Raw genomic sequence first — 26,117 nt, forward strand, 5'->3', positions numbered from 1 at the left:
TTAACAAAAAAAGCAGTATTTATAGTAAATTCGGGCATACCAACTAAACCAAATCAGATGTTCCCAAAACTTAAGACAAAATATCCTGTCTTTACTTTCTTCGTTGTTGTGCTTTTATTGAGTTCATGCGCAGGAACCAACAAGAAGTTTTCAAAAAAAGATGTAAAGAGCTCCCAGAACCTTATAGGGTTATCCTTTACCGAAAAACAGATTGATACGATCTACCCGTATCTATTAAGAAACAGAAAAGGTTTCGACTCGCTTAGAACCTATTCTTTGGATCCCAATGTTTTTCCCGCTGTTAAGTTCGACCCCTTACCGCTCAATTTTACACAAAAACCACAAGGAAACATACCGGAATGGGAAATTCCAAACAATATAGAACTACCCAACAATAGATCGGAACTTGCCTTTTATAGCATACCCGAACTTGCTTCTTTGATCAAGAACAAAAAAATAAGTTGTGTTGAGCTAACAAAATTCTTTATAGATAGGATAAAAAAGCACGATGCCGTTCTACAATCCACTATCACCATTACAGAGGAAATGGCATTGGAGCAAGCGCAAAAAATGGATGATGAACTCGCTAATGGAAATTATCGAGGCATATTGCACGGTATACCCTATGGCGTTAAAGACCTTATGGCCGTAAAAGGATATAAAACCACTTGGGGCGCAGCTCCCTATAAAGACCAAGAATTTGATATAACGGCCACCGCAGTAGAGAAACTACAGAACGCAGGAGGCGTGCTCATCGCCAAACTAGTATCCGGATCTCTTGCAAGAGGTGATGTTTGGTTTGGTGGAAAAACAAAAAACCCATGGGACACAGCACAAGGGGCCACAGGTTCGTCCGCAGGTTCGGGCGCGGCCACGTCTGCAGGCTTGGTGCCTTTTGCATTAGGAACCGAAACATTGGGCAGTATCACCTCACCAAGTAACCGAACAGGCATCACCGGACTCCGCCCCACTTATGGAAGGGTCAGCCGTTATGGGGTAATGAGCCTTAGTTGGTCTATGGACAAAGTAGGTCCTATGGCACGTTCGGCCCAAGATTGCGCTATTGTTTACAGTGTTATTTCAGGAAAAGACCCCAAAGACCCTACTACAACAGATTTTTCTGTTGGCATTGATCTCAATCGGGATATAAAAACCCTTAGGGTGGGGTATTTGAAGGAAGATATTGAAAAAGATTCTTCAAAATCAAAGGACAATTTGGTAAAGGCTTTGGAGACATTTAAAAAAATGGGGATTGAGCCTGAAGCATTAAAACTGCCCGAAGACCTCCCCTACAATAGTTTTGATATTATTTTAAGGGCAGAGGCCGGTGCATTCTTCGATGACTTGGTACGCTCTGGAGATGTGGATAAAATGGTGGAGCAAGACCAGCGATCAAGAGCCAACTCGTTGCGGCAGGCGCGTTTTATTCCCGCAGTGGAATATTTACAGGCAAACAGGCACAGGGCAATACTTATTGAAAAAATGAACGAACTCATTAAAGATTACGACGTAATAATTTCGCCTACTTTCGGTAACCGACAATTGATTATCACCAACCTAACCGGACACCCTGTAATTGCCATACCGACCGGATTGGACAAAGACAAGCATCCTACCAGTATAACATTGGTGGGCAACCTATACGACGAGGCCAGTATTCTGTTATTGGCAAAGGCTTTTCAAGAACAAACAGAATTTGATGAAATGCACCCTAACGGGTATTTAGATTAAACCTTTCTACCATCTAAAAGATTGATGATCCTAGAGCCGTAGGCAGCGTTCTTCTCTGAATGTGTTACTTGAATAATGGTAACGCCGTTCTCTTTATTCAGTTTTTTAAAGAGCTCCATAATCTCTTCGCTTTGCTGAGAATTTAAATTTCCGGTGGGCTCATCTGCCAAAATTAATTTGGGACTGGCGATCAAGGCCCTCGCCACACCCACCAATTGTTGCTGACCACCACTTAATTGAGAAGGGAACAGATCTTTCTTGCCTACAATGTTAAACCGATCCAAGATATCGGCGACCAATGCCTTACGTTCAGACCCCTTTACCTTTTTGTACAACAAGGGCATCTCTAAATTCTCGGCAACGGTAAGGTCGTCGAGCAAGTGATACGATTGAAAAACAAATCCTATATACTCTTTATACAAATTAGAGCGATACTTCTCTTTTAGGGTATGTACGCTTTCGTCTAAAAAGTGATATTCTCCCTCGTCAAAAGTATCGAGCATTCCGATAACGTTCAGCAAAGTGGATTTACCGGAGCCCGATGGGCCCATAATAGAGATGAATTCTCCTTCCTCGACTTCCAAATTAATATCCTTCAACAAGAAGATTCGCTGACCTCCTGTGTTTACCCACTTAAAAATATTCTTTAATTGTAGTAACATATATTTTGTGTTATTCTGTTCGTAAACTTTTTACAGGATCGGCATTGGCCGATCCAACTGTCTTTATGGCAATTATCAAAAGTGCAATAAGGATCATCGCTACACCGCTCAAAGCAAAAATCCACCAGCTTAAAGCCGTTTTATTGGCAAAGCCTTCGAGCCAATAGCTCAGGCCGTACCATGCGACAGGGGCAGCTATCAAAAAGGCTATCAATACCAATTTTAAAAACTCTTTAGACAACAATAGGTTCAACTGAAATACCGTAGCTCCCAAAATTTTTCTTACTCCTATTTCTTTTGTTCTTCTTTCTGTGGTATATATTACCAAGCCCAATAGCCCTAGACAACTAATAAAAATGGCCAGACCGGTGGCCCACTTTAAAAGAATGGCTGTTTTTTGTTCACTTTCATAAAAGCTTTTGATGGTATCGTCCATAAACCGATACTCAAAATCTGCCTCAGGGTATGTATTTTTCCATATCTCTTCAATTTTAGCCAGTGTACTGGACCAATTACCCGTATCCATACTTTTAAACTTAAAATGAATCGTCTTAAACTGGGTATACTTTCCACTATATGACCCTCCTGTAAAAGCCATTGGCGACACCCCATATTTTAAGGAATGTTGGTTAAAATCGTCCATTACACCAACAATAGGTATCTCTTCACCACCCGACTTTATAGATTTTCCTACTATTTTCTCGGGGTCATCCATACCCAAGAACTTTAAATAAGATCTATTTACTACAAACTCTCTAATACTATCATTTAGGGGCAACCTACCAGCTAGCAGATTTAAATTATATAAATCAAAAAAATCGGCATTCCCATATAACAATTGCAGGTCCGAATTCACTTCTTTTTCGCCATCCATAAACAAAACTCCCATAGACATGGTCGTAAACGAAGCAGGTGGGTTACCCGAAAGAACGGTTTGGGACAAGCCCGGTATGTTTTCCATTTCACGAACAAACCTTGCTCTCTTAACCGACGATGTATCTTGCCAAGGCGTTCTAAAATACGCGATTGCCTCTGTCTTAAAGCCCATATCCTTTTTCATGATATAATTTAACTGCTTACCAACCAACAAGGTGGCTATGATAAAAACCTGCGCAATTACAAATTGAAAAACGGTCAAATACTTCCTTAAGGTTCCTTTATCCGAATTGGGCACAACCTGTTGTTTAAACACGGATACGGGTTTGTATTTGGACAATACCAAGGCCGGATAAAACCCAGATAACAGGGTCACCATCAATAATAATAGTACAATGCCCACAATTACCCACGGATTATAAAAAAGTTCAAAGTTGAGTCCTTCCGGTATAAAGTCTACAAACAAATGCAACAACCACTTAGCCAATAACATAGAAAGAAGGGCCGCTGCCAAGGTCAGTAAAAACGTCTCACCCAAAAACTGAAATATCAACTGTGTTCTAGAACTGCCCAAGGTTTTTCTTATTCCGATTTCCTTGGCCCTTTGTATGGCCTGTGCCGTATTTAGATTAATAAAGTTTATACAGCCCAACAACACTAGAATACCCGCCAACAGAAGTAGGCTATTCAACGTTGCCATAGTGGTACGACTATCGTTAAAATCAAAAGTGCCATAATCTTGGTTCAAATGAATATCCGCCAACGGTTGAATATTATACGTATTGCTTCTGCCAATGGCCACCATTTCCGGTTCATCATGCTCTTTTGCTATCTGAGTCAGTGTTTCCTGTACCTTGGTGGGACCTGCTTTTTCGGACAGTTTAACAAACAATTGCGACGCCGAGCTGGTATTGCTCCAACTTGCTTCGTTCACTACATTGGTCATATCTTGTGTCGCAGCGGTTTTTAAAGAAATAAACTCTTCGAACACAATATCTGTTCTATCCTTAAAATTGGCCACTACTCCAGAAATAACCGCATGAATACTATCATTGTACACCACCGATTTCCCTAATACCTCCGACATCTGTTGACCTGGGAAGTATTTTTTGGCCCTGTTTTCGGACAGTACTACGGTATTCGGCTCTTCTAAAGCAGTATTTTTATCTCCAACGAGCCAGTTGTAATCAAATACTCGGAAATAAGCCCCATCGGTATAGATTACAAACTCCGGATCCTTAAAACGGCTCTCGGTCTCCGGGTTTTCTACATGAATGGGATAGGCGGTAAAAAAAGGGGCCACCGTTTCCAATTCTTCCATCTTAAGATCTTTGAGTGCTTGTGCCAAGGGAACGGTTACCCCTGCATTATAAAAATTGCCATCCGGACTTTTAAACGCCGTAGTTACCCTATAAATTCTATCCCCATCGGGATGGAACTTATCAAAAGAAAGGTCATAAAACACCATGGCCCCGATAACAAAAGCGGCACTAAGACCAACCGAAAGTCCTAAAATATTTATGAGGGAAAACACTTTGTTCTTCCAAACATTACGAAAAGCGATCTTTAAATAATTACGTAGCATAGCAATCTATTTTATTCTGTCCGTAAACTCTTTACGGGATTCACCCTTGCCGCCCTAATGGTTCGCGTTCCAATCGTCAACAGCGCTATTAGTACGGCTATAGCGCCAGCAGCAACAAAAAACCAAATACTAAGTTCTATCCTATAGGCATAGTTCTGAAGCCATTCTCCCATAATCCACCATGCAACGGGCGATGCGATCAAAAATGCCAACAGTACCAGTTTTAAAAAATCTTTGGTAAGTATATAGGTGATAGAAGCCACACTGGCCCCTACCACTTTTCGAATGCCGATTTCTTTGGTACGTTGTGAAACGATCAGCAACGACATAGCAAAAAGCCCCATACAACTTAGAATAATTGACAGAACAGAACCACTGGCTACCATTTTGGCGGTGGTCTTCTCCCTATTAAAGGTCCTGTCAACATTCTCATCTAAAAAAGAACCTAAAAAAGCGGCGTTCGGCTCTAATTTTTTCCAAGTATTCTCAAGTGCCTCATACGAACTGGCCATATTATGGGGGGCAACCTTGGCAAAGGCATAAGAAAGACCCCATTCTTTACTCATATAAAATGTAATCGGTTCAATGGCCCTATCCAGGTCTTTAAAATTATAATCTTTCACTACCCCAAGAACAGGAATATGAACTCCGTTACTTATTTCCAGTTGTGCCGACAATGGATCTTCTTCCCCTAGCTCCCTTGCCATGGCTTCGTTGATGACCACTCCTAAACTATCGGAGGCATTCTTAAAATTTCTGCCCAATACCATATCTATGCCCAAAGTTTGTACAAACTCATGGTCCACCACCAAAAAATTGGTGGTTACGGAACGGCCTTTATATTCAAAACCTATTTTACTTGAAGACCTGCTGCCATCTCGTCCCAGCCCTAAATTAATATCGGCACCGCTAATAGAGACGATATCCGGGTTGCCCTTTAACTCTTCCCGAAGTAATTCTATAACATCATTGCTATTGCGCTTACCGTTTAAAGGAAAAGAAACCACTTGTTCTTTATCGTACCCCAGATCTTTGTTACGCATGTAATCTATTTGCCCCCACAACACCAAAGTTCCTGTAATCAACGCTATGGCGATACCAAATTGAAATACCATCAATACATCCCTTACCTTATTGTTTCCTGTTGATTCCAGCTTACCCTTTAACGATTGAATGGTACCCAGACGGCTCATTAATATCGCCGGGTAGCCCCCAACAAAAACGGTTATGAGCATCACCATTGCCAGCAAGCCTACTAGAAATGACGGTCTTAACAACATGTCTACAGAAACCTGTGTATTAAAAATAGTCTTAAAATCATTTACAAAAACAAAACTTAAGATCACCCCAATACCCATCGATATTAAAAAGATGAAAAGACTCTCGGTCCAAAATTGGAAAAACAACTGTTTCTTTTGGGCTCCCAAGGTTTTACGCATCCCTATTTCCTTAAGCCTTTTGGCAGATTTGGCAATGCTCATATTAATGTAGTTGACACAGGCTATGAACAATATTAAAAAGGCGACGCCCAGAATTAGATAAGGCAAGCTTCTACTCACCGACACGTATCCATTTTTAAGACTTGTAAAATGAACGTCTGCCAACGGCACCAATTCCAAGTTTACATAACGTCCATTCTCATCGGCCGAAGCCCCATCCCTTTTCAGCATTTCTATAGCGTCCTTAAAATGAAGGTCTACAAAACCCCTGCTGCCGCTTTCAAAACTAGTGGAGCTCACCCCTTCTTCGAGCTCTACATATACATCATGGTATTGCGAATCCCACTGTTCTTTATTATCTAGGTAATCGGCATGACTCTCGAAACGACCGGCCATTTGAAATTCCAAATTGGTTTCCGCAACCATATCATCGGCTATGGCGCTTACCGTAAAGGGAACTTCTTTTCCCTTTACCAACAGATGGAACGTTTTTCCGACAACATCGGTAGAACCGAATAGATTGTTTGCCGCCTTTTTGGTCAATACAACCGATGACAACTGCGCCAAAGGTGTATTCCCATCTCCTTTAATTATCGGAAAACTGAACATAGAAAAGAAACCTTCATCTACCCAAATGATATCTATATCTATTTCCTTATCCCCTTGTATGGCCAATGCACCATCTTGCAAGAACCTGGTTATACGCTTTACACCGGGCACTTCCGCTTCCAACGAAGGAGCCAAAGGTGCTGGTTGAACGGTACCTGCCTCCGGTCCTCTAGGGGTCTGTTGGGTTTTTACGATTTTATAAATAGACGCTCCATTTTCATGAAAACCATCAAACGAAAGCTGAAACAATGCGGCCATTCCCAATAATACGGCTACGGCAAAAGCTACCGACAAGCCTATCACGTTTAAGCTAGTGTTCGTTTTATCCTTTACTAAATTCCGCCAGGCAATTTTTAAATAGTTTTTAAACATGATGCTCGCTTTTTTGATGATTTGATGTGATTATTCTGTTCGTAAACTCTTTACAGGATTTGACCTCGCTGCTTTTATAGCTTGAAAGCTAATTGTGAACAAGGTAATGGCCAAGGCAACCAAACCGGTCAAGGCAAATACCCACCAGTAAATTTCAATATGATAGGCAAATTCTTGCAACCATCGGTTGGATAACCAGTATGCAATCGGAAAAGCAATGGCCAAGGCCAAAACCACCAATTTCACAAAATCCGTAGATAGCATTTTAAATACATTAAAAATACTGGCCCCCAACACCTTACGAATTCCTATTTCTTTTTTTCGTTGTTCTGCCATGAAAGCGGCCAAACCAAAAAGCCCCAAACAGGCCACCAATATGGCCAGACCACAGAAAATGAGCCCTACACGAATAGTCCGCTGTTCCCTTTCGTACAACTTTTCTATGTTCTTATCCAAAAAAGAATAATCAAAAACAGTTTCAGGGTCCACTGCTTTAAAAGTACGTTCCAACTGATTCAAAAAATCCGGTGAATAATTACCGAACCTTACCAGTGCATATCCTTTATATTCGGTATCATTGTTAGTAAAGGCATAGGCTCCTATTGGAGTGTGCAAAGAGGTAAAGTTAAAATCGTCCACTACCCCAACTATACGGACCTCTCTATTTATAAAAACCTTTTTGTTGATCGCTTCCTCTGGTGTATAGCCCAAATAGTCAACAGCCGTTTTGTTCAGTACTACCTCTATCAACGTATCGTTCTCCTGCTTGTTTTTTGGCAAGGTAGTACCGGCCAAAAGCCGAAGTCCCAAAACATCCAATACCTCGGGATCGGATACATTGGTCTGTATGTCTAGCCCCTTTCTATCTTCCCTATCTTTAAACAATGTATTTAGACTTACCCCTGTTCCTGGAAAACCCTGTGCCAGGGCAACATCGGTAACTTGCCCCAACCCCTTAAATTCTTGGGCAATTTCATCCAACCCTGTTTGACTATTGATGCCCGCTACGGAGACAACAACAATATTATCCGGTTCAAACCCCAAATTTTGATTTCCTATAAAACGTATTTGTTGATATATTATCAAAATTCCCACAATAAGAATGGCCGAAGCGGCAAACTGTACCACTACCAAGCCTTTGCGCACCAATATAGCCGTACCGCCTTGTTTATAAGAAGGTGAAAATGCCGATTTTGGAGAAAATCCAGAAAGATACAGCGCAGGATAAGAACCTGCTACCAAAGTGGTTACCGCCCAAATCACCAGAAAGGCTAAAAATGACATAGGCTCTAAAAGCAAACTGGGATCAAGCTCTTGATTTGACAAATAATTGAACCATGGGAGTGCCAATACTGCCAACACAACGCCTATTATCATGGCAATCAGGGTTATTAATGCTGTTTCTATATAAAAACGCACGACCAATGTTCTCTTTACCGCCCCCAAGGTTTTGTTGATCCCTACTTCCTTTGAGCGTTTTTGCGAACGTGCCGTTGTAAGGTTCATATAATTAATGCAGGCAATAACCAATATTAGTATCGCTAATAACGATAGGTTTTTAATCTCTTGGATATCTCCCAAACGAGCCGCATACGAATCTGAATATTCGGCTGAATATAAATGAATGCGTTCTAGAGGTTGTAAGGAGAAAGAAAACCATTGATTTTCTTTTTCTACATTTTTATCCACCAATTGTTGTATTTGCCTTTCTACTTCGGGTACCGAAATATTGGTGTTAAACTGAACCAAAGTTTCGTAGCTCGCATTGCTCCAATACAAATTCTTTGCATAAGTAGCTTTGGGGGATGCAATCACATTAAACTTATAACTACTATTTTTTGGCATATCCTTATAAATGGCCACCACTTCCATTTTTTGCCTGTTGTCTATCTCTATCGTCTTTCCAATGGCCTCCGTATTTCCGAAGTATTGTTTTGCCGTTTTTTGGGAAAGGGCAACACTATTTGGGGCATTTATATCTGAACGGTTACCCAGCACAATTTCAACCTTTAGAAGATCAAAAATATCGGCATCCGCCCAATAGAGTTCTTTTTCCAAAAAAATGTTGTTACCCACCTTTACATTGGCATTTGTTCCAAAACCATGTTTTAAAATACGGGCCGTATATTTAATATTCGGAATATCCGTCTTCATTGCAGGCGCCAATGCATTTGGAGCTCCTGCCCATGTTTCCTGAGAAAAACTATCTCCGTCCGTATTCAGTAAAATTCTATATACGTTCGACTCCCCCTTATATAAATTATCAAAACTTAATTCATGGCCAATAAACAAATAGAGTACCAAGGCAATGGCCATGCCTAAAGAAAGACCCAAAACATTGATGATAGAAAACAGGGGGTTAGCCCATAAATTACGCCATGCCACCTTTATATGATTTTTAAACATGTCAGAAAATTTTAAAATATTATTCTGTTCGTAAACTCTTTACCGGATTTGCCCTCGCTGCTTTTATAGCCTGAAAACTGACCGTAAGAACCGTTACCAACATGGCCCCGGCCATTGCCAAAGCAAAGATCCACCATTTTAAAATGACGCGGTACGGATACTCTTGCAACCATCCGTTCATTATATAATAGGCTATGGGAACCGCAATAAAGCATGAGATGATCACCAGTTTCAAAAAATCTTTGGAAAGCATGTTCCATACGTTGAATACCGATGCTCCCAAGACTTTTCTAACACCAATTTCCTTTGTACGCTGTTCGGCCACGAAGGAGGTTAAGCCAAAGAGGCCAAGGCAACTGATCAAAATGGCCAGGGCCGTAAATATGCCCGACAATCTTCCTATTCTTTCTTCGGCCGCAAACTTTTCGCCATACTGATCATCTACAAATTCATATTCGAAGGGAATATCGGGAAAGTGCTCTTTAAAAACATTTTCAACAATTTCTAAATTTTGTGTAGCACTTTGATTCGGGTTTAAGCGTAGATTATAATAACTGCCATTGTTATACCTATCGTACACATACACCCCTTGTTTAACCGGTTCGTAGGGCGATTGTGTAATCATGTCCTGTACTACACCGATTATTTTTAAAGGCGGATTGGGATCTTCCTCATCATCGTCACGTAAAAGCTGCCCTACCGGATTCTCCATTCCTAAATACTTCTTTGCAGTCTCGTTGATCAGTACCGCCAGCGAATCGGTCGCATAATCCCTTGAAAAATCCCTGCCCTCCACTATTTTAAGGTTCAACGATTTTGCATACTCGGGTGATACTTCGGTCCAAGCCAGATCCTCTTGAAAACCTTCTGGTTTTCCTTCCCAAACAAAACCACTTCTATTGGACCATATTTGTGTTGTGGGACTACTGGAAGTCGACATTTCTACCACTGCTCCGGATCCAATGAACTCGGTACGCATTAGATCGTATTTTCCATTAAAGTCTTGGCTAAACGTAGGAATCTGAATAAGCCCCTCCTTATCATACCCCACCGGGCGGTTTTTGGCAAAATTGATCTGCTGCATTACGATAACCGTACCAATAATGAAAGCTACTGAAACCGTAAATTGTAGCACTACCAAAATTTTTCGTGGCAACCCTGCATATCTACCCGTTTTAAAAGTTCCTTTTAACACGTCTACCGGCCTAAACGATGACAAGTACAATGCAGGATAACTACCCGCCAAAAGTGAAGTGAAAATCACGAACGCGAACGACAACAACCAAAAGCTGGTATCGCCCCAAGGAAACCCTATTTCCTTTCTGGCCAAATCGTTAAAGCCGTTCAAAGAAAACAACACGATCAGCAAGGCCATAAAAAACGCAAAAACAACGACCAAGAAAGACTCGCTCAAAAATTGATAGATCAGCTGTCCTCTTTGCGAACCTATAGATTTTCTGATACCCACTTCCTTGGCTCGTTTTTCTGACCGGGCCGTACTCAAGTTCATAAAGTTGATACAGGCCAATAAGAGCACAAATGCCCCTATAATCCCAAAAAGCCATACATATTTTATACGCCCGCCTACCTGTTTGCCATTTTCAAAATTGCTTCGCAAATGCCAGTCTTTCATTGGAAACAAGAAAATCTGCGGATTAAATTCGGCGGAGTCTTCGTTCAGGGTCTTCTTTACATCTTTTATGGTATTCGTAACCTTTTCGAACGAGGTATTGTCCGCCAACTGTACGAACATTTGAAAAGAGTTGTTGCCCCAAGAATCTTCGGCATTGCGTATCCATTCATTATTGGCTACGTACATATCCCACGGAATTATATATTCCGTATCGTTAAAAGAACTATTAAAAGGTATATCCTTATAAATAGCACTTACGTTTAATTTATGTTCGTTGCTTACGATGACGGTTTTGCCTATAGGGTCTTCGTTTCCAAAAAGTGCTTCGGCAGTAGACTCCGAAAGCATGATGGAATTTACCTCCCTTAAACCGTCTTTTTCCCCTTTTATAACTTCTAGGCCAAAAAGTTCAGGACCTTCCCTTTGCATGTAGTTTCCTGGTCTGGAAATACTTTTTTCTCCATATTTTAAGTAATGATCATTGGTCCATGAACACATGATCAAATACTTAAAGTTATCGCCATAACCATCTCTTAAAGCCTTCTCCAAAGGCCTGGGAATAGCCGGCCCCGTTCCCGTTTCACCATTAAAGGTCTGGGATTGAAACACTTGGGCAATTTTATCCTTGTTCTTGAAATAACTGTTATACGACAGTTCATCCTGGATCCAAAGTCCAATAATCAATGTTACCGCCATACCCAAAGCAAGCCCACCAACATTTATAAGGGAGTACCCCTTGTTCTTCAAGAGGTTTCGCCAAGCAATTTTTAAATAGTTTTTAAACATAATGTTCGCTTTTGATGATTGATGTATTTTATTCTGACCGCAAACTTTTTACGGGATTCACTGTTGCCGCTTTTATACTTTGATAACTAACCGTTACTATGGCCACGACAATCGCCAACAAGGCCGCGACCACAAAAATTTCCCAGCCAATATCTATTCGATATGAGAAGTCTTCGAGCCATTTGTTCATGATAAACCAACCTATGGGCAATGAGACCAAAATGGATACTCCTACCAATTTTAGAAAATCTACTGTAAGCCGGTATGAAATTTGACTTACAGTAGCTCCCAATACTTTTCTAACGCCGATTTCTTTGGTACGCTTCTCGGCATTAAAGGCAGCTAATCCAAATAATCCCAAACAAGCAATGAAAATGGAAAGAAGAGTAAAAATGAAAAATATCTGACCCAGCTTCTGCTCAGCCTCGTAGGTTGTATTAAAGGCATCGTCCATAAAACGATAATCAAATGGTTGACCAAGGGCCATCTCATTCCACTTATTTTCTATCTTGGCAATGGTACTGGCATAATTTCCACCACTTATTCTTACCGCCATATTTTCTGCGGTATTGTCCAGATACATCCCCAATGCCCCAATATTTTCGCGTAACGATTTAAAATGAAAATTCTTTACCACACCAACAATGGTATAATACCTAGGGTTTTCAATTTCTATTTCTTCGGTGATCCTTACGCCCAAAGCTTCCTCTGCCGTTAGGTTTAATATGGGCAACGTAGCCTCGTTGATAATCATGGCGGTTGAATCGGAAGCATATTGTTTATTGAAATCTCGCCCGGCAACAATATCCATCTGTAGGGTCTTTAAATAATCTGTATCTACCGCCCACTCCTGCATTTGTATGGCGTTTTCCTGACCTTTGGCCCCTTCTTGAAAAAAGGAACTGTCGGAACGCCAAGAAGGGGTTGGATAGTAGTTACTTAAGGTAACGCTCTCCACATTGCCCATTTTAAGAATCTCTTCTTTAAATGCGTTGGATTTAGTACCCAACGGACCAATTTCATTGATCAATAATACTTGATCTTTAGTAAAACCTAAATCTTTGCTCTGTATATAATTAAGTTGTTGAAATACCACCAAAGTACTCACGATGAGAAGTACCGAAATCGAAAATTGAAAAATTACCAAGGCATTACGTACCCGGCCACTACCTACACTCTCGGCTCCTGCACCCTTTAGGGTTTCTACAGGCATAAATCTTGACATAAAAAAGGCGGGATAGCTTCCAGAAAACAGTCCTAACACCAATGTTGCTGCCAATAAGGCCAACCAAAACAATGGTTGTGAATACGGAATCGAAATTGATTTTCCGGTAAAATCGTTAAAAAACGGCAATGCGATCAAAGTCAATACCAGTGCCGCGACCAAAGAAACAAAAGCTATTAATCCGGATTCGGTCAAAAATTGAAAGACCAAATTCCTTTTGTTAGACCCCAAGGTTTTGCGCACCCCAACTTCTTTGGCTCTTTTAAGGGAGTGGGCGGTAGATAGGTTCATAAAATTAACGCTTGCCAGAATTATCAAAAACAACCCGATAAAAGAAAGAATATAGATGTTCTGAATACTGCTGGTCGCACTCATTTCATTATTTCTATCGGAATGTAAATGAATATCGGTCAATGCCATGGTATGGTACCGAATATAATTACCGGAAGCTTCAAAAGTTTCTGCCGTCATCCCCGGAAAATACTTTTGGGCCCATGGCAACATATACCTTTCCAACATACCTTGTAAGGGTTCCTTAAAATCCTCTGCAGATACTCCCGGAATTAATTTTATGAACGTAAAATAGTTATTGCTACCCCATAGTTCCTCTCTTGAGGCAACATTACCCGCCATTGCCAAAAAGACACTGTAATCATTAAAATAAGAGTTTTTTGGCATATCATCCACAACCCCTGTTACCGTATAAACATCAGAATTGTCCAAGAGTAAATCTTCGCCGACAATATCTATAGAACCAAAATGTTTCTCTGCGGCAGATTTGGTCAACACCAATGAGTTTGTACCCGTTAATGCGGTCTTTGGGTTACCTGCCAATAAGTCGATTCCAAAAAATTCGAAAAATGTAGAGTCGGCATAGGTTACATATGTTTCTTTAGCAGCTTTGTCGCCACCCACTTTTTTCACGTACATGCCCCCAATAGTTCTAAAACGAACCGTAGATTCTACTTGTGAAAAATCCCTTTTTAATGTTGCCGCCATTGGCGGTGCCGTTTCTGCCGCTCTTGTTTCTGCCCCCCCAAACTTAATATCCGTATCTATTCTGTAAATACGGTCTGCATCCGCGAACATTTTATCATAACTAAACTCGTCGTAGATATACAACGATATGATCAATGCCCCAGCCATACCAATAGCAAGTCCGAAAGTATTTAAGAAGGTAAAAAAAGCCTGTTTCTTTAGGCTTCTCCAGGCTATTTTCAAATAATTTTTAAACATGATCCTCGTTTTTTGATTAATGTTCTATTCTGAGCGCAAACTTTTTACAGGGTTTACCCTAGCTGCATTAAGAGCTTGGAAACTAATGGTCAACAAAGCTATTATTATGGCAATGGCCCCAGCTATCACAAATGCCCAGGCATTTATGGAAATGCGATAGGCATAGCCCTCCAACCAATTTTGCATAAGCAACCATGCAATAGGAATGGCAATGAGAATGGCCAGAAGCACCAATCGCATAAAATCTTTGGACAGTAAGGCTACAATGCCCGTAATACTAGACCCCAGTACCTTACGTACCCCGATCTCCTTTCTCCGTTGGTCTGCTGTAAATGCCGACAGCCCAAACAACCCCAAACAGGAAATTAGTATGGCCAACAAGGCGAAAATTTGAGAAAGGCTTCCTATCAGTTTCTCGCTCTTAAACTTGGCATCGTACGCATCGTCCACAAATTCATACTCAAAAGGAAATGCAGGATTGAACTTTTTCAATGATGCCTCCATAGCGGCCAATGCAGATGCCGTTGCGCTACCCGATTTGGCCTTCACATACATAAAACGGGCTTCGCTTGGGTCGTTAAAAAATATGACAGGGTCACTAGATCCGTACATATCATCGTATAAATAATCTTTCACCACCCCGATTACGGGATAGTCTTCTTCCACCGTTTTGCCAATGGCACTGCCACTTCCCATCAATTTGGCAAAAGATTCGCTTACAATAATGTTGGTGCTATCCTTGGCGGGATTTTCACTAAAACCTCTTCCTTCAATAATTTCCATTCCTGCGGTATTGAAAAAACCCGATGTAATATTCCTGACCGAAACCAGCACGTTCTCGGTATCTACACCGCCTTGCCATTCCAACCCCGATGTATTGTTACCCCCGGAAAGGATGTCCGAATTATTCAACCCGATGCTCTCTATCAATCCCGATGCCTTCATATCCTCTTCGATCGGAACGTAATTTTTGATCATATCTCCGGTTACCGGTATTTTGACCAGGTTTTCCTTGTTATAACCCAAATCGCGCCCCTTTACATGCTGTACCTGTTGATAGACGATAATGGTACTGATGATAAACACGATGGAAACCACAAATTGCGCGGCTACCAAGCCTTTTCTAATGAACGCGGCACTTCCTTTTGTTCTACGTGCCCCTTTTAGCACCTCTACCGGTTTAAAAGAGGACAAATAAAAAGCGGGATACCACCCTGCGACAATGCCACAGACCAAGGTGACGCCCACCAAGGTCAACAGATGGACAGGATCGGACAAACTTAATTCCAGATTTTTATCGATGAGTAAATTGAACTGGGGCACCAATAATTTTAGCAGCAGTACGCTCACAAAGGCCGACAATACTGCGGTTATTACGGCTTCTACCATAAATTGGGAAATCAAGCCCTTTCTTCCCGACCCCAATACTTTTCGCACGCCAACTTCATTGGCCCGTTTTTCGCTACGGGCAGTAGCCAAGTTCATAAAGTTGATACAGGCGATCAACAATATGATGATTGCAATTAGACTAAATAACCGAACGTATGTAATTTGCCCCCCTATATTTTTTCCTCCTTCAAAACTAGACCGCAAATGCCAATCTTTCATGGGAAACAAAAAGGCAACGGTTTCATCGTCTTCGGTTTTTTCGGGAAGTATTTGCTTCACTCTCTGATTGACAACATCGAAATTTGCTTCAGGGGAAAGTTCCACGAAAGTATCGGAAAAATTGGCCCCATACTCCTTCATCCAATCCTTACCTTTTGCAAAACGCTCAAAAGGCGCCACCCAATCAAAACCATAGGTTACGTTGTTCGGCAAATCTTCATATACCCCAGAAATGGTATAACTAGCCTCATTATTTATTTTAACCACTTTTCCGATGGCAGAGGAATCTTCACCAAATAATTGTTGGGCGGTTTCTTGTGAAACGACAATGGCATCGACCTCATTGAATACGGTTTCCATATTCCCTTCCACAAAAGACAAGCTGAACATGCTTAAAAAATCGGGATCCGCAAATCGTCCGTTCCTGTTGACAGCTATATCATCTACCTGAAACAACAAGGTCTCCCCTTTGGTTCTGGCAGCCCCTACAATACCTGGAACCTCCTCTTTCAGAGCTTCGGCCAAAGGGCCGGGAGTAGCTTGAAAAAATGTTCTCCACTCACCATCATACTGCTGATTGGTAGGCACATAGTACACCACATCTTGCTTGGCAAAATTTTTGTCGTAGCCTACCTCATCTTCTACCCATAGCAAGATTATGGCGGCACACGTAATACCGATGGCCAGACCAAAAATATTCAGCAAGCTATAGCCTTTATTCTTCCAGAGGTTCCGCCAAGCGATTTTTAGATTGTTTTTGAACATGTTCTCGGTTTTTGATTGATGTTTTATTCCGTTCTTAAGCTTTTGGTAGGGTTGGTCAACGCTGCCCGTATTGCCTGAAAACTTACGGTTACCAAAGCAATCGCGAGAGCTATGGATCCTGCAAGGGCAAATACCCACCATTGTATATCAATTCTATAAGCGAATCCTTGCAGCCAATTTTCCATAAAAAAGTAGGCCACCGGAAAACCGATCATCAGTGCGATCAAGACCAGTTTTGCAAAATCTTTGGAAAGCATTTGGCTGATCTTGGCCACCGATGCACCAAGAACTTTTCTAATCCCGATTTCCTTTCTACGTTGTTCCGCGGTATAAGCGGCAAGTCCAAAAAGCCCCAGTGCTGCGATAAAGACAGCCAAAAGGCAAAACACAACACTTATTTGTCCTGCCCTTTTCTCTCGGGCATATAATGTTTCCAAGCTTTGATCTAAAAAAGTGTAATTGAAATCAATATTCGGCGCCACTTTATTAAATGCCGTTTTTAAACTATTTATAGTCTTTGCAAGATTGGCAGAATTGAAACGGACCAGCATAAATGATTTTCCTTCCGTTGGTGCATTGTGAAAAGCGTAGGCCCCTATGGGTTGGTGCAGCGATTCGTAATTAAAATTATCCACAACCCCTACAACGGTATACGGATTTCCCATGTAGACCTCTTTACCAATAGCCTCCTCAGGGGTATACCCCAAATAATCTATGGCCTTTTTGTTAAGGACAACCTCAACCAATGTATCGTTTTTTGCCTTGTTCTTGGGAAGACCGGAACCTGCCAAAAGTTTCAGTTTTAGTGCATCAATTATACCTCCATCGGCAACGTTGGTCTGAATGTTCAATCCCTGTTCTTCCAAATTATTTTTTCTTAGGGAACGGCCGCTGACATCCATGCTTGGATACCCCTGTGCCATGGATACTGCAGTGACTTCAGTAAAATTTTCAAGTTCTTGTGTTAAGGCGTCCCTATTTTCATTACCTCTTAATCCACCTATTGAAATGGCCATTACATTGTCCGCAGCAAAACCTAAGTCTTTGTTCTGTACGTAATCCGTTTGTTGGTAAATTACCATTACCCCGACGATCAAAGCGGTAGACGCTGCAAACTGCATCACTACCAATCCTTTTCTGATCAAAATATTGCCCATACCTCGCTTAAGTGAAGGGGATAGGATTTCTTTGGGCAAAAACCTAGAAAGATACAGCGAGGGGTACAGACCAGAGAACAATGTGGTAATTAACCACACAGCAATGGTGACCGTTAAAAAAGTAGGGGTCCAAAGAAGGTCAAGGCCGAGATTTTGGTTGGTTAACCTATTAAACCCGGGAAGGAGCAATATGGCGAAAACGATACCCAAAAAAATGGAAATAGCGGCAATAAGGCCTGTTTCCATATAAAATCTGCCAACCAGAGATCTTGAGGTCGCCCCAAGTGTTTTGCTAATACCCACCTCCTTCGATCGTTTTTGCGAGCGGGCCGTAGTAAGATTCATATAGTTGACACATGCGATCAAAAGAATCAAAATGGCCAAATAGGTCATATTGCGCACTTCGTTGATATCCCCAATACGCGAAGTATAGGAATTTCCATAGGAAGCGGAATATAAATGCACCTTTTCCAGTGGTTGTAAAGCGAATGAAAACCATCGGTTATCTTCGTCGACATTTGCCTCAAATAGTTGATTTAGTTGAACTTGGGCATCATCCGTAGATACATTTTCCTTTAACAAACAATAGGTCTCGAAACTCGCATTGGACCACGATCTGCGATCATAAAACCACGACCCGTTGCTAGATGCCAACATATCGGCATCAAGGGTGCTGTTTTCCGGAAAATCCTTGTACACCCCGGTAACTTCCAACTCATTGTCGCTATCTATCAAAATGGTCTTGCCCAAAGGGTTTTCACCATTAAAATAGGTCCGGGCCGCTTTTTCCGATAAGATAACGGTACCCGGTCTGTCCAAAGCCGTTGCCCCATCACCGCGAACCAATGCAATATCGAATATGGACACTAATTCCTTGTCGGCCCAATAAAGCATGTCTTCGGTATAATTTTGATTGTTGATCCGTAAAGAGGCGGGTCTACCAAAATTATGTTTTAACAACCTAGCGGCACTTTCCACATGGGTCATTTCCTCCTTCATGGCCAAACTGGTAATCGGAGGAACCGTGGCCCATGTATCAAAACCAAAATCACCATTGGTTTTTATTATCGACCTGTGAATACGATCTTTTTTTGGGAACATCGAATCGAAGCTCCTTTCATGGGAAATAAACAGAAACAACAACAATACAATAGTGAGCCCAAAGGAAAGCCCAACAATATTTATAGCAGAAAACAATCTGTTGAATCTAAGGTTCCGCCAAGCGATTTTGATATAGTTTCTGAACATGTTCCCGGTTTTTGATTGATTTTTTATACTAATTTATCCGTGATTAAGGGATAAGTTTGGTTGGTTTGGTTTTGGTCGGTTATTTGTTGATCGATGAATAAACTCCCCCTACATCATGGCCCCTATGGCCCTGTTCTGACTTTCGGTAACGATTTGGCCATCGAATAGGTTTACTACTCTATGGGCATAGTGCGAATCTCTATCGGAGTGCGTTACCATAACAATGGTAGTGCCTTCTTGGTTCAGTTCCGTTAACAGGTTCATTACCTCGATTCCGTTCTTGGAATCCAGGTTACCCGTTGGCTCATCGGCCAATATTAGTTTTGGGTTTGTAACCACTGCCCTTGAAATGGCTACACGTTGCTGTTGCCCACCCGACAATTGCTGTGGAAAATGCTTCTCTCTATGGGCGATCTTCATGCGCTCCAACACTTTCATTACCTTTTCTTTTCGCTCTGCTTTACCCATTTTTAAATAGATAAGCGGTAGCTCCACATTTTCATAGACCGTAAGCTCATCGATCAGGTTAAAACTTTGGAAAACAAATCCCAGGTTTCCCTTTCTCAACTGCGTACGTTGACTCTCTTTTAGCCCCCCGACCTCATGGCCGGCAAAGTTGTAACTGCCTTCGGTGGGATTGTCCAGCATACCAATAATATTCAGTAAGGTAGATTTTCCACAACCGGACGGCCCCATGATGGCCACGAATTCGCCCTCCTCTACTGTAAGGTTCACATTGTTCAAGGCCAAGGTCTCCACCTCTTCCGTTCGAAAGCTCTTTTTTAAATTTTGGATCGTTATCATCTTGTTCTTTTTGATTTTAATGGGTTGATATAAAGACACCTAAACATGCTAGATGTGACACTTTTCTCTTATTTTAATACGATTCTTTCCGCTTCGCCGAAGCTATCGTAGTTGCTCGTAATCACTTTTTCACCGGCATCGAGGCCTTCGAGTACTTCATAGTACCTAGAGTTCTGTTTTCCGATTCGGATCGGTCTTTTTAAGGCCTCTCCACCATCGGCACCTACTACAAAGATCCATTGGCCACCCGTACTCTGGAAAAAACTTCCCTTTGGTACTAGCAAGGCATCGTTAGATTCGCCCAACTGCAGTTTTATATTGTAACTCTGCCCCGTACGTATGGTTTCGGGTTTGTTTTCGGTAAAGACAAGATCTACACGAAACCTTCCGCTACGTACTTCGGGGTATACCTTTCTGACCCGCAAGGCATATTCTTTTCCGTTACGTTCCAAAACGGCACTTAAGTCTCGCTTTACGCGATCTATATAATGTTCGTCTATATCGGCTTCAATTTTGTAATCTGTCAATACATTAATCTGCCCTATTCGCTGGCCTTGCGATATACTCTGGCCTATTTCGGCATCGAGATACCCTAATTGACCGTCGGCAGGTGCCCGTACATTTAAATGATCCAGACGTTGATACACCATCCCCAGTGTTTTTTGCATACGCGCCAAATCGGTATCCAAGCCTTTTAAGGATGTTTCGCGCAGCTCATCATCGTTTTCTGTCTGCTTCTTTATGATTTCATACTGCTTTTTCGAAAGCTCGTAATCTTCCTTTGATTTTAAATAGACTTCCCTAGATATAAGCTCGTCATCATAAAGCGCCTGGTTTTGCTCAAAATTCCTTTTTAATCGCTGAAGGTCCGTACTGGCCGTAGCCAAAGAACGACGCCCCTCTACTTGGCGCGAATCGAAGGTCAATTTTGTGGACCTAAGATCGTTCTGTTTTAATGCCAAGTTACTTTCACTGGCCAAAATTTGCTCGTAAAGGTTCATATTCTCCAACTTTAGAATAATGTCCCCTTTCTTTACCATAGCGCCTTCCTCTATCAACTTCTCGGTAACACGCCCCCCTTCGTAAGCATCCATATAAATGGTGGTAATAGGTGCTACATTACCGTTGATGGTTATGTAGTCGTCAAATTTTCCGTGGGTCACCTCGGCTATCGAAAGTTTGTCTTTCTCTGTTCTAAAGGTAGACACCGAACTGGCGAACAACAGCTGATAGCCCACAAAAAGCACCAACAAGCCTATTGCTATATACCCATAATGTTTGGGACGTAACCCTTTTTTCTTTTCTAATTGTATATCCATCTTACGTATTGATCTATCTCTAATTTATGTTAAACACAGGAAGCCCTCTATAAAAGTCCAAGGTGCTTTTATTTATTTCCGCTTTAAGTCGTACTTGTAAATTCTCGTTCTGGGCACTGGCGAACAAATTTTTCGCCGTAAAGAGTTCCAAGGCGCTGACCAAACCTTTTTCGTATCGTTTTTGCGCAATGGTAAAGGCCAAGTTTTGTGCCTCTACCTTTTTATCGCTCTGCGCCAATTCTACCAATAGCGAATTGTAATCTTGCACCAATTGCCGGATGGTCTGAAAAAGGACTTGCTCTTGGGTCTTTAAATTATTCTCCGCCCTCAGCTTTTCTATCTTGGCCTGTTTTATGTTAGACCATGCCGACCCACCATTGCTTATGGGAACACTAAGGCTAACACCTATATATTGCGAAGTGTTGTCCCTAAATTGCTCCCTAAAGGGCAATGTTTTCCCCATGGTATCGCGTGTGGTCTCGAAGTATCCAGTACCTACACCTGCAAAAAGGGATAGGGACGGGTACAGTTTACCACGTGACACGGCCAGTTGTTTTTTGGCCGCTTTGGTCCTTAGCTCCTGGGCCTTTATCAACGGAAGAAAATCCCTGGCTTCACTATAAACCGAATCCGATTTAATTTCCTCCTTATCAAAATCAAACGAAACATCCTCCAACGATTCTTGAATATCGATGTCGGAAGTGTTTTCCAGGTTCATTTCTTGAATCAATGTAAGTTTAGCTGTAGCCAACTTATTTTTGCTCTGGGTAAGGTTCAGCTCGTCGGTCAACAATAAAGATTCCGCCTCATAAAGGTCGGCCCCTGCTTTTAACCCCAACTCTATCTGTTTTTTCACCAACTCATAATTCGACTTCGAAACGGCCAACTGCTCTTGGGAAATAGCCACCAAACCTTCAAAAAACTGAATGTCGTAAAAGGCCTGCATTACCCTAAAGGCCAAAAGAAACTTCTGCTGCAATACCTCTTCTTGCGTGGCCTTGTACAAAAACTTCGATGCCTTTATCGAATTTATTTTTTGAAAGCCCTGAAACAAGTCTATCGATGATTCCAACGAATAATTATTGGTAAAAAAATCGGTGGTTACGATATCATTGGTAAAGGGATCGGTACTACGCCCAAAATTGATATAGTAATTAGAAGACCCATTGATCGTTGGCAACAGGTTACGAATAGATTGTGCGTAGGTTTCTTTATTGGATAGATTGGTGTACTCATAATCGTTGAGCTGTAAATTGTTTTGCAGCGCATAAGCAACACATGCATCCAGTGTCCATTTTTCTTGAGCGCTAAGACTGGCCCCCAGAACAAGAAGAAAAAAGAACGATATTTTAATTTTTTGGTTCATACGTAAACATTGGTATGCCAAACTATTTACTATTAATGTGCCATAAATATATATAATTGATTTACAGCGATTTATAAAATAATATTATTTACACTCTTTTGTATACTGTAAAATACTTGTACAGATATTGTAAAAATATTTGACACCTATCAATTGATGTTACTTTCTATTTGTAGCTTTATCTACGACACTTGATAATTACCTCATATCATGAACGATGCGAAAATTTTAGTTATAGATGACAATAAAAGTGTACTGAGCGCTTTAGAGATTCTTTTACAGTTCGAATATAAAAGTGTACAAACAATCTCTAACCCGAACCAGATAACATCGTTTCCCGATTTTTTGAACATAGATATTATTCTGTTGGATATGAATTTTTCGGCCGGGGTAAACACAGGAAATGAAGGATTGTATTGGTTACGGGAAATAAAAAAAAGAGCGCCCCATATCTCCGTTATTATGATGACGGCCTATGGTGCTATAGATTTAGCCGTAGAGGCCCTTAAGGAAGGAGCCTCCGATTTCATTTTAAAACCATGGAACAATGAACGATTGCTAACCACCGTAAAAGCTGCCTATGAGCTCAGAAAAACCAAAAAAGAAGTTTCCCAACTAAAAGAAAAGCAAAACAACCTAAAACAGGTAATCAACCAAAACAAGAATTACATCATAGGTAACTCCAAAGCTTTAAATTCGGTACTAAACCTTGTTCAAAAAGTGGCTAAAACAGATGTAAATGTTTTGGTAACAGGGGAAAACGGCACCGGAAAAGAATTGATAGCCAGGGAGCTTCATAAGTTATCGATCCGAAAGAACGAGGTTTTTATATCGGTAGATATGGGCTCTATTTCTGAAAACCTGTTCGAAAGTGAACTTTTCGGACATGTAAAAGGGTCTTTTACAGATGCGAAGGAAGACCGCGCAGGAAAATTCGAGGCCGCCAATGGCGGAACACTTTTTTTGGATGAGATAGGAAATCTATCATTGCAGATGCAAGCAAAACTGCTGTCCGCCATACAAAACAGGGTGATTGTACGGGTGGGCTCCAACAAACCCATACCCATAAACATCAGATTAATATGCGCCACGAATTGTAACTTGGACAAAATGGTGGCGGACGGACTTTTTAGGGAAGATCTATTATATCGCATCAATACCATTCGTGTAGAAGTGCCACCACTCAGGGAAAGGGATAACGATATACTGGTCTTGGCAGATTTTTATTTAAAAAAGTTTGTCAGTAAATATGGAAAACAAGGTTTAAAAATGAACCAAGCGGCCCAAGAAAAACTAATGTCGTACAGTTGGCCCGGAAATGTAAGGGAACTATTGCACACCATAGAGCGTGCGGTAATACTTTGTGAAGGTAATGTTTTAAAACCCACTGATTTCCTGTTGGAAATAAAAAGTACCGTTTCTATAGAAAATGGGCCAAGCACATTGGAAGAGATGGAACTAATGATGATCACCAATGCCCTAAACCAGCATAACGGTAATTATAGCGCGGCAGCGGAACAATTGGGGGTTTCTAGGCAAACCTTATATAACAAGTTAAAAAAGTTAGAAAAATAATGGTAAGCCGTAACATTTATTTACAGTTGGTTTTTCGCATTGTGCTCATGGTATTGACCATTGTGGCTTCCACCTACTTTTTCTTTAAGGGGCAATACATTGTCTGTGCCATTGGTATACTGATCATAATCGCCCAAACTTCTGCCCTGATCAGTCATATAAACCAGACCAATAGAAAAATAGCCTATTTCTTCGATGCCATAAAAAATGAGGATTTTACGTTACGCTTTCCAGAAAAATTAAGTGTAAAATCTTTGGAGGAATTAAATCATAGCCTAAATATGCTCAATAGCATGATCCAAGATATCCATCTTAAAAAACAGGCACAAGAACAATACTACCAAGAAATACTAAAACAGGCAGATATAGGTATTTTCACTATAAACGCTAAAGGACATATTCTTTTTGCCAATCCGACGGTACAGGATTTATTGAACTATAGACCCCTTAACCATATAAAACAATTAATTCAGGTAGACCAAGAACTATACAACCTGTTCAAAGACCTACAGCCTTTCGATAATACTATTTACCAATTGGGCAATGAAAGGGAAAAAAGGGACCTAAGTTTAAAATGTACCCCAATTACTATTGAGAACGATAAGTTACTGTTGGTGGTGGTTCATGACATTCATAAAGAACTAGACCAGAAAGAAACAGATTCGTGGGTAAAATTGATACGGGTATTGACCCATGAGATCATGAATACGATTACCCCTATCACTTCCATTTCAGAATCCATTCTTAGGTTCTATAAAAAGGGAAACGTAATAATAGCGCCTTCCGATTTTGACGAGGACCAACTAAAAAATACCGTAAAAGGGCTGGAAGTCATAAAAGACCAAGGATCCGACCTTATGAGTTTTGTAGAATCTTACCGTACCTTTTTAAGTGTTCCTGAACCGGACAAAGAACTGATTCCTGCCCACAAACTACTTGAAAGGGTGAAACTGTTACTTCTAGAACAAACCGACCCTGAAAATCTAAAAATCGAAATTTTGGTTACTCCCGAGGATTTGGAACTCTATGTGGACCAAAAACAAATATCGCAAGTGCTTCTGAACCTCGGAAAGAACGCCAAACAATCTTTAGAAGGGCAAGAAAACGGAACCGTCAGACTTATTGCGGGTATTAATGAGATGAACAAAAAATTTATTCAAGTATACGATAATGGACCGGGCATACCTACAGAATTGTTAAATGAGATCTTTGTACCTTTCTTTACCACAAAAAACACGGGTACGGGAATTGGGCTGAGCCTATCTAAACAAATTATGAGATTGCACGGCGGAAATATTCATGTAGTATCGCAAGAAAACACCAAATTCACCCTCACTTTCGAATAGTTTATACACTTTTGCGAGTGCTATTTGTTATAACTCTATAAAGGGATCCCAGAAATACTTTTCTAAGTGCTGTATCTGATTATCGATTACTTCTACGCCCTCACTTTCTAATAGTTGTTGCATTAGACTGGTACCGTCAAAATGATGTTTTCCGGTTAGCAATCCCGCTTTGTTCACGACCCTATGGGCAGGTACGTCTTCCATTTTTTTAGAACCGTTCAATGCCCACCCTACCATTCTTGCACTGCGGGCGGCCCCCAAATATTTTGCTATGGCCCCGTATGAAGTTACGCGGCCTTCGGGTATCAACCTTGTTACCTGATACACTTTTTCGAAGAAATTTTCATTTTCAGGCTTCATGGTCTTCTT

At 41.1% G+C, this 26,117-nt stretch carries 15 protein-coding genes; 3 read left to right on the forward strand and 12 right to left on the reverse strand.

Annotated features, from left to right (window positions below; all coding sequences use genetic code 11):
* Window positions 1-57 precede the first annotated feature (57 nt).
* Window positions 58-1,731 (forward strand): amidase, encoded by a 1,674-nt coding sequence (locus J8L85_RS01115; RefSeq protein ID WP_211013862.1) that lies wholly within the window; start codon window positions 58-60, stop codon window positions 1,729-1,731.
* On the opposite strand, the gene J8L85_RS01120 is transcribed toward J8L85_RS01115, so the two are convergent.
* From J8L85_RS01120 to J8L85_RS01170, 11 genes are all read right to left on the reverse strand, one after another.
* Window positions 1,728-2,393: an ABC transporter ATP-binding protein gene (locus J8L85_RS01120; RefSeq protein WP_211013863.1), complete on the reverse strand. Its 666-nt coding sequence runs from the start codon at window positions 2,391-2,393 to the stop codon at window positions 1,728-1,730. The genes J8L85_RS01115 and J8L85_RS01120 overlap by 4 nt on opposite strands.
* A gap of 10 nt (window positions 2,394-2,403) precedes the next feature.
* Window positions 2,404-4,854 carry an FtsX-like permease family protein gene (locus tag J8L85_RS01125; RefSeq protein ID WP_211013864.1) on the reverse strand — a complete coding sequence of 817 codons (2,451 nt, stop codon included), beginning with the start codon at window positions 4,852-4,854 and terminating at the stop codon, window positions 2,404-2,406.
* 11 nt (window positions 4,855-4,865) lie between these two features.
* Window positions 4,866-7,274, reverse strand: a complete 2,409-nt coding sequence (locus J8L85_RS01130) for an ABC transporter permease (protein WP_211013865.1) — start codon at window positions 7,272-7,274, stop codon at window positions 4,866-4,868.
* Between the two features lie 30 nt (window positions 7,275-7,304).
* The gene (locus tag J8L85_RS01135; protein ID WP_211013866.1) at window positions 7,305-9,680 is read right to left on the reverse strand and encodes an ABC transporter permease; all 2,376 of its coding nucleotides are present in this window, start codon (window positions 9,678-9,680) and stop codon (window positions 7,305-7,307) included.
* 19 nt (window positions 9,681-9,699) lie between these two features.
* Window positions 9,700-12,099, reverse strand: a complete 2,400-nt coding sequence (locus J8L85_RS01140) for an ABC transporter permease (RefSeq protein ID WP_211013867.1) — start codon at window positions 12,097-12,099, stop codon at window positions 9,700-9,702.
* 28 nt (window positions 12,100-12,127) lie between these two features.
* Complete coding sequence (locus tag J8L85_RS01145; RefSeq protein WP_211013868.1) at window positions 12,128-14,560, reverse strand: ABC transporter permease; 2,433 nt, start codon at window positions 14,558-14,560, stop codon at window positions 12,128-12,130.
* A 24-nt stretch (window positions 14,561-14,584) separates the two neighbouring features.
* The gene (locus J8L85_RS01150) at window positions 14,585-16,933 is read right to left on the reverse strand and encodes an ABC transporter permease (RefSeq protein ID WP_211013869.1); all 2,349 of its coding nucleotides are present in this window, start codon (window positions 16,931-16,933) and stop codon (window positions 14,585-14,587) included.
* Between the two features lie 23 nt (window positions 16,934-16,956).
* On the reverse strand, window positions 16,957-19,338 hold the full coding sequence (locus tag J8L85_RS01155; protein WP_211013870.1) for an ABC transporter permease: 2,382 nt from the start codon (window positions 19,336-19,338) through the stop codon (window positions 16,957-16,959).
* A gap of 108 nt (window positions 19,339-19,446) precedes the next feature.
* Complete coding sequence (locus J8L85_RS01160) at window positions 19,447-20,142, reverse strand: ABC transporter ATP-binding protein (protein WP_211013871.1); 696 nt, start codon at window positions 20,140-20,142, stop codon at window positions 19,447-19,449.
* 68 nt (window positions 20,143-20,210) lie between these two features.
* Window positions 20,211-21,461 (reverse strand): efflux RND transporter periplasmic adaptor subunit, encoded by a 1,251-nt coding sequence (locus J8L85_RS01165; RefSeq protein WP_211013872.1) that lies wholly within the window; start codon window positions 21,459-21,461, stop codon window positions 20,211-20,213.
* A gap of 19 nt (window positions 21,462-21,480) precedes the next feature.
* Window positions 21,481-22,827 carry a TolC family protein gene (locus J8L85_RS01170; RefSeq protein ID WP_211013873.1) on the reverse strand — a complete coding sequence of 449 codons (1,347 nt, stop codon included), beginning with the start codon at window positions 22,825-22,827 and terminating at the stop codon, window positions 21,481-21,483.
* 210 nt (window positions 22,828-23,037) lie between these two features.
* Between J8L85_RS01170 and J8L85_RS01175 the strand changes: the two genes are divergently transcribed.
* Together J8L85_RS01175 and J8L85_RS01180 are read left to right on the forward strand one after the other, a co-directional pair.
* On the forward strand, window positions 23,038-24,402 hold the full coding sequence (locus tag J8L85_RS01175) for a sigma-54 dependent transcriptional regulator (protein ID WP_211013874.1): 1,365 nt from the start codon (window positions 23,038-23,040) through the stop codon (window positions 24,400-24,402).
* Window positions 24,402-25,748: an ATP-binding protein gene (locus J8L85_RS01180; RefSeq protein ID WP_211013875.1), complete on the forward strand. Its 1,347-nt coding sequence runs from the start codon at window positions 24,402-24,404 to the stop codon at window positions 25,746-25,748. Before J8L85_RS01175 ends, J8L85_RS01180 begins: the two co-directional genes overlap by 1 nt.
* A 27-nt stretch (window positions 25,749-25,775) precedes the next feature.
* Here the strand turns inward: J8L85_RS01180 and J8L85_RS01185 are convergent, their stop codons facing one another.
* The gene (locus J8L85_RS01185; RefSeq protein ID WP_211013876.1) at window positions 25,776-26,108 is read right to left on the reverse strand and encodes an MGMT family protein; all 333 of its coding nucleotides are present in this window, start codon (window positions 26,106-26,108) and stop codon (window positions 25,776-25,778) included.
* Between the last annotated feature and the right edge of the window lie 9 nt (window positions 26,109-26,117).

This window comes from Maribacter sp. MMG018 (assembly GCF_018100785.1).
Classification (GTDB): Bacteria; Bacteroidota; Bacteroidia; order Flavobacteriales; family Flavobacteriaceae; genus Maribacter.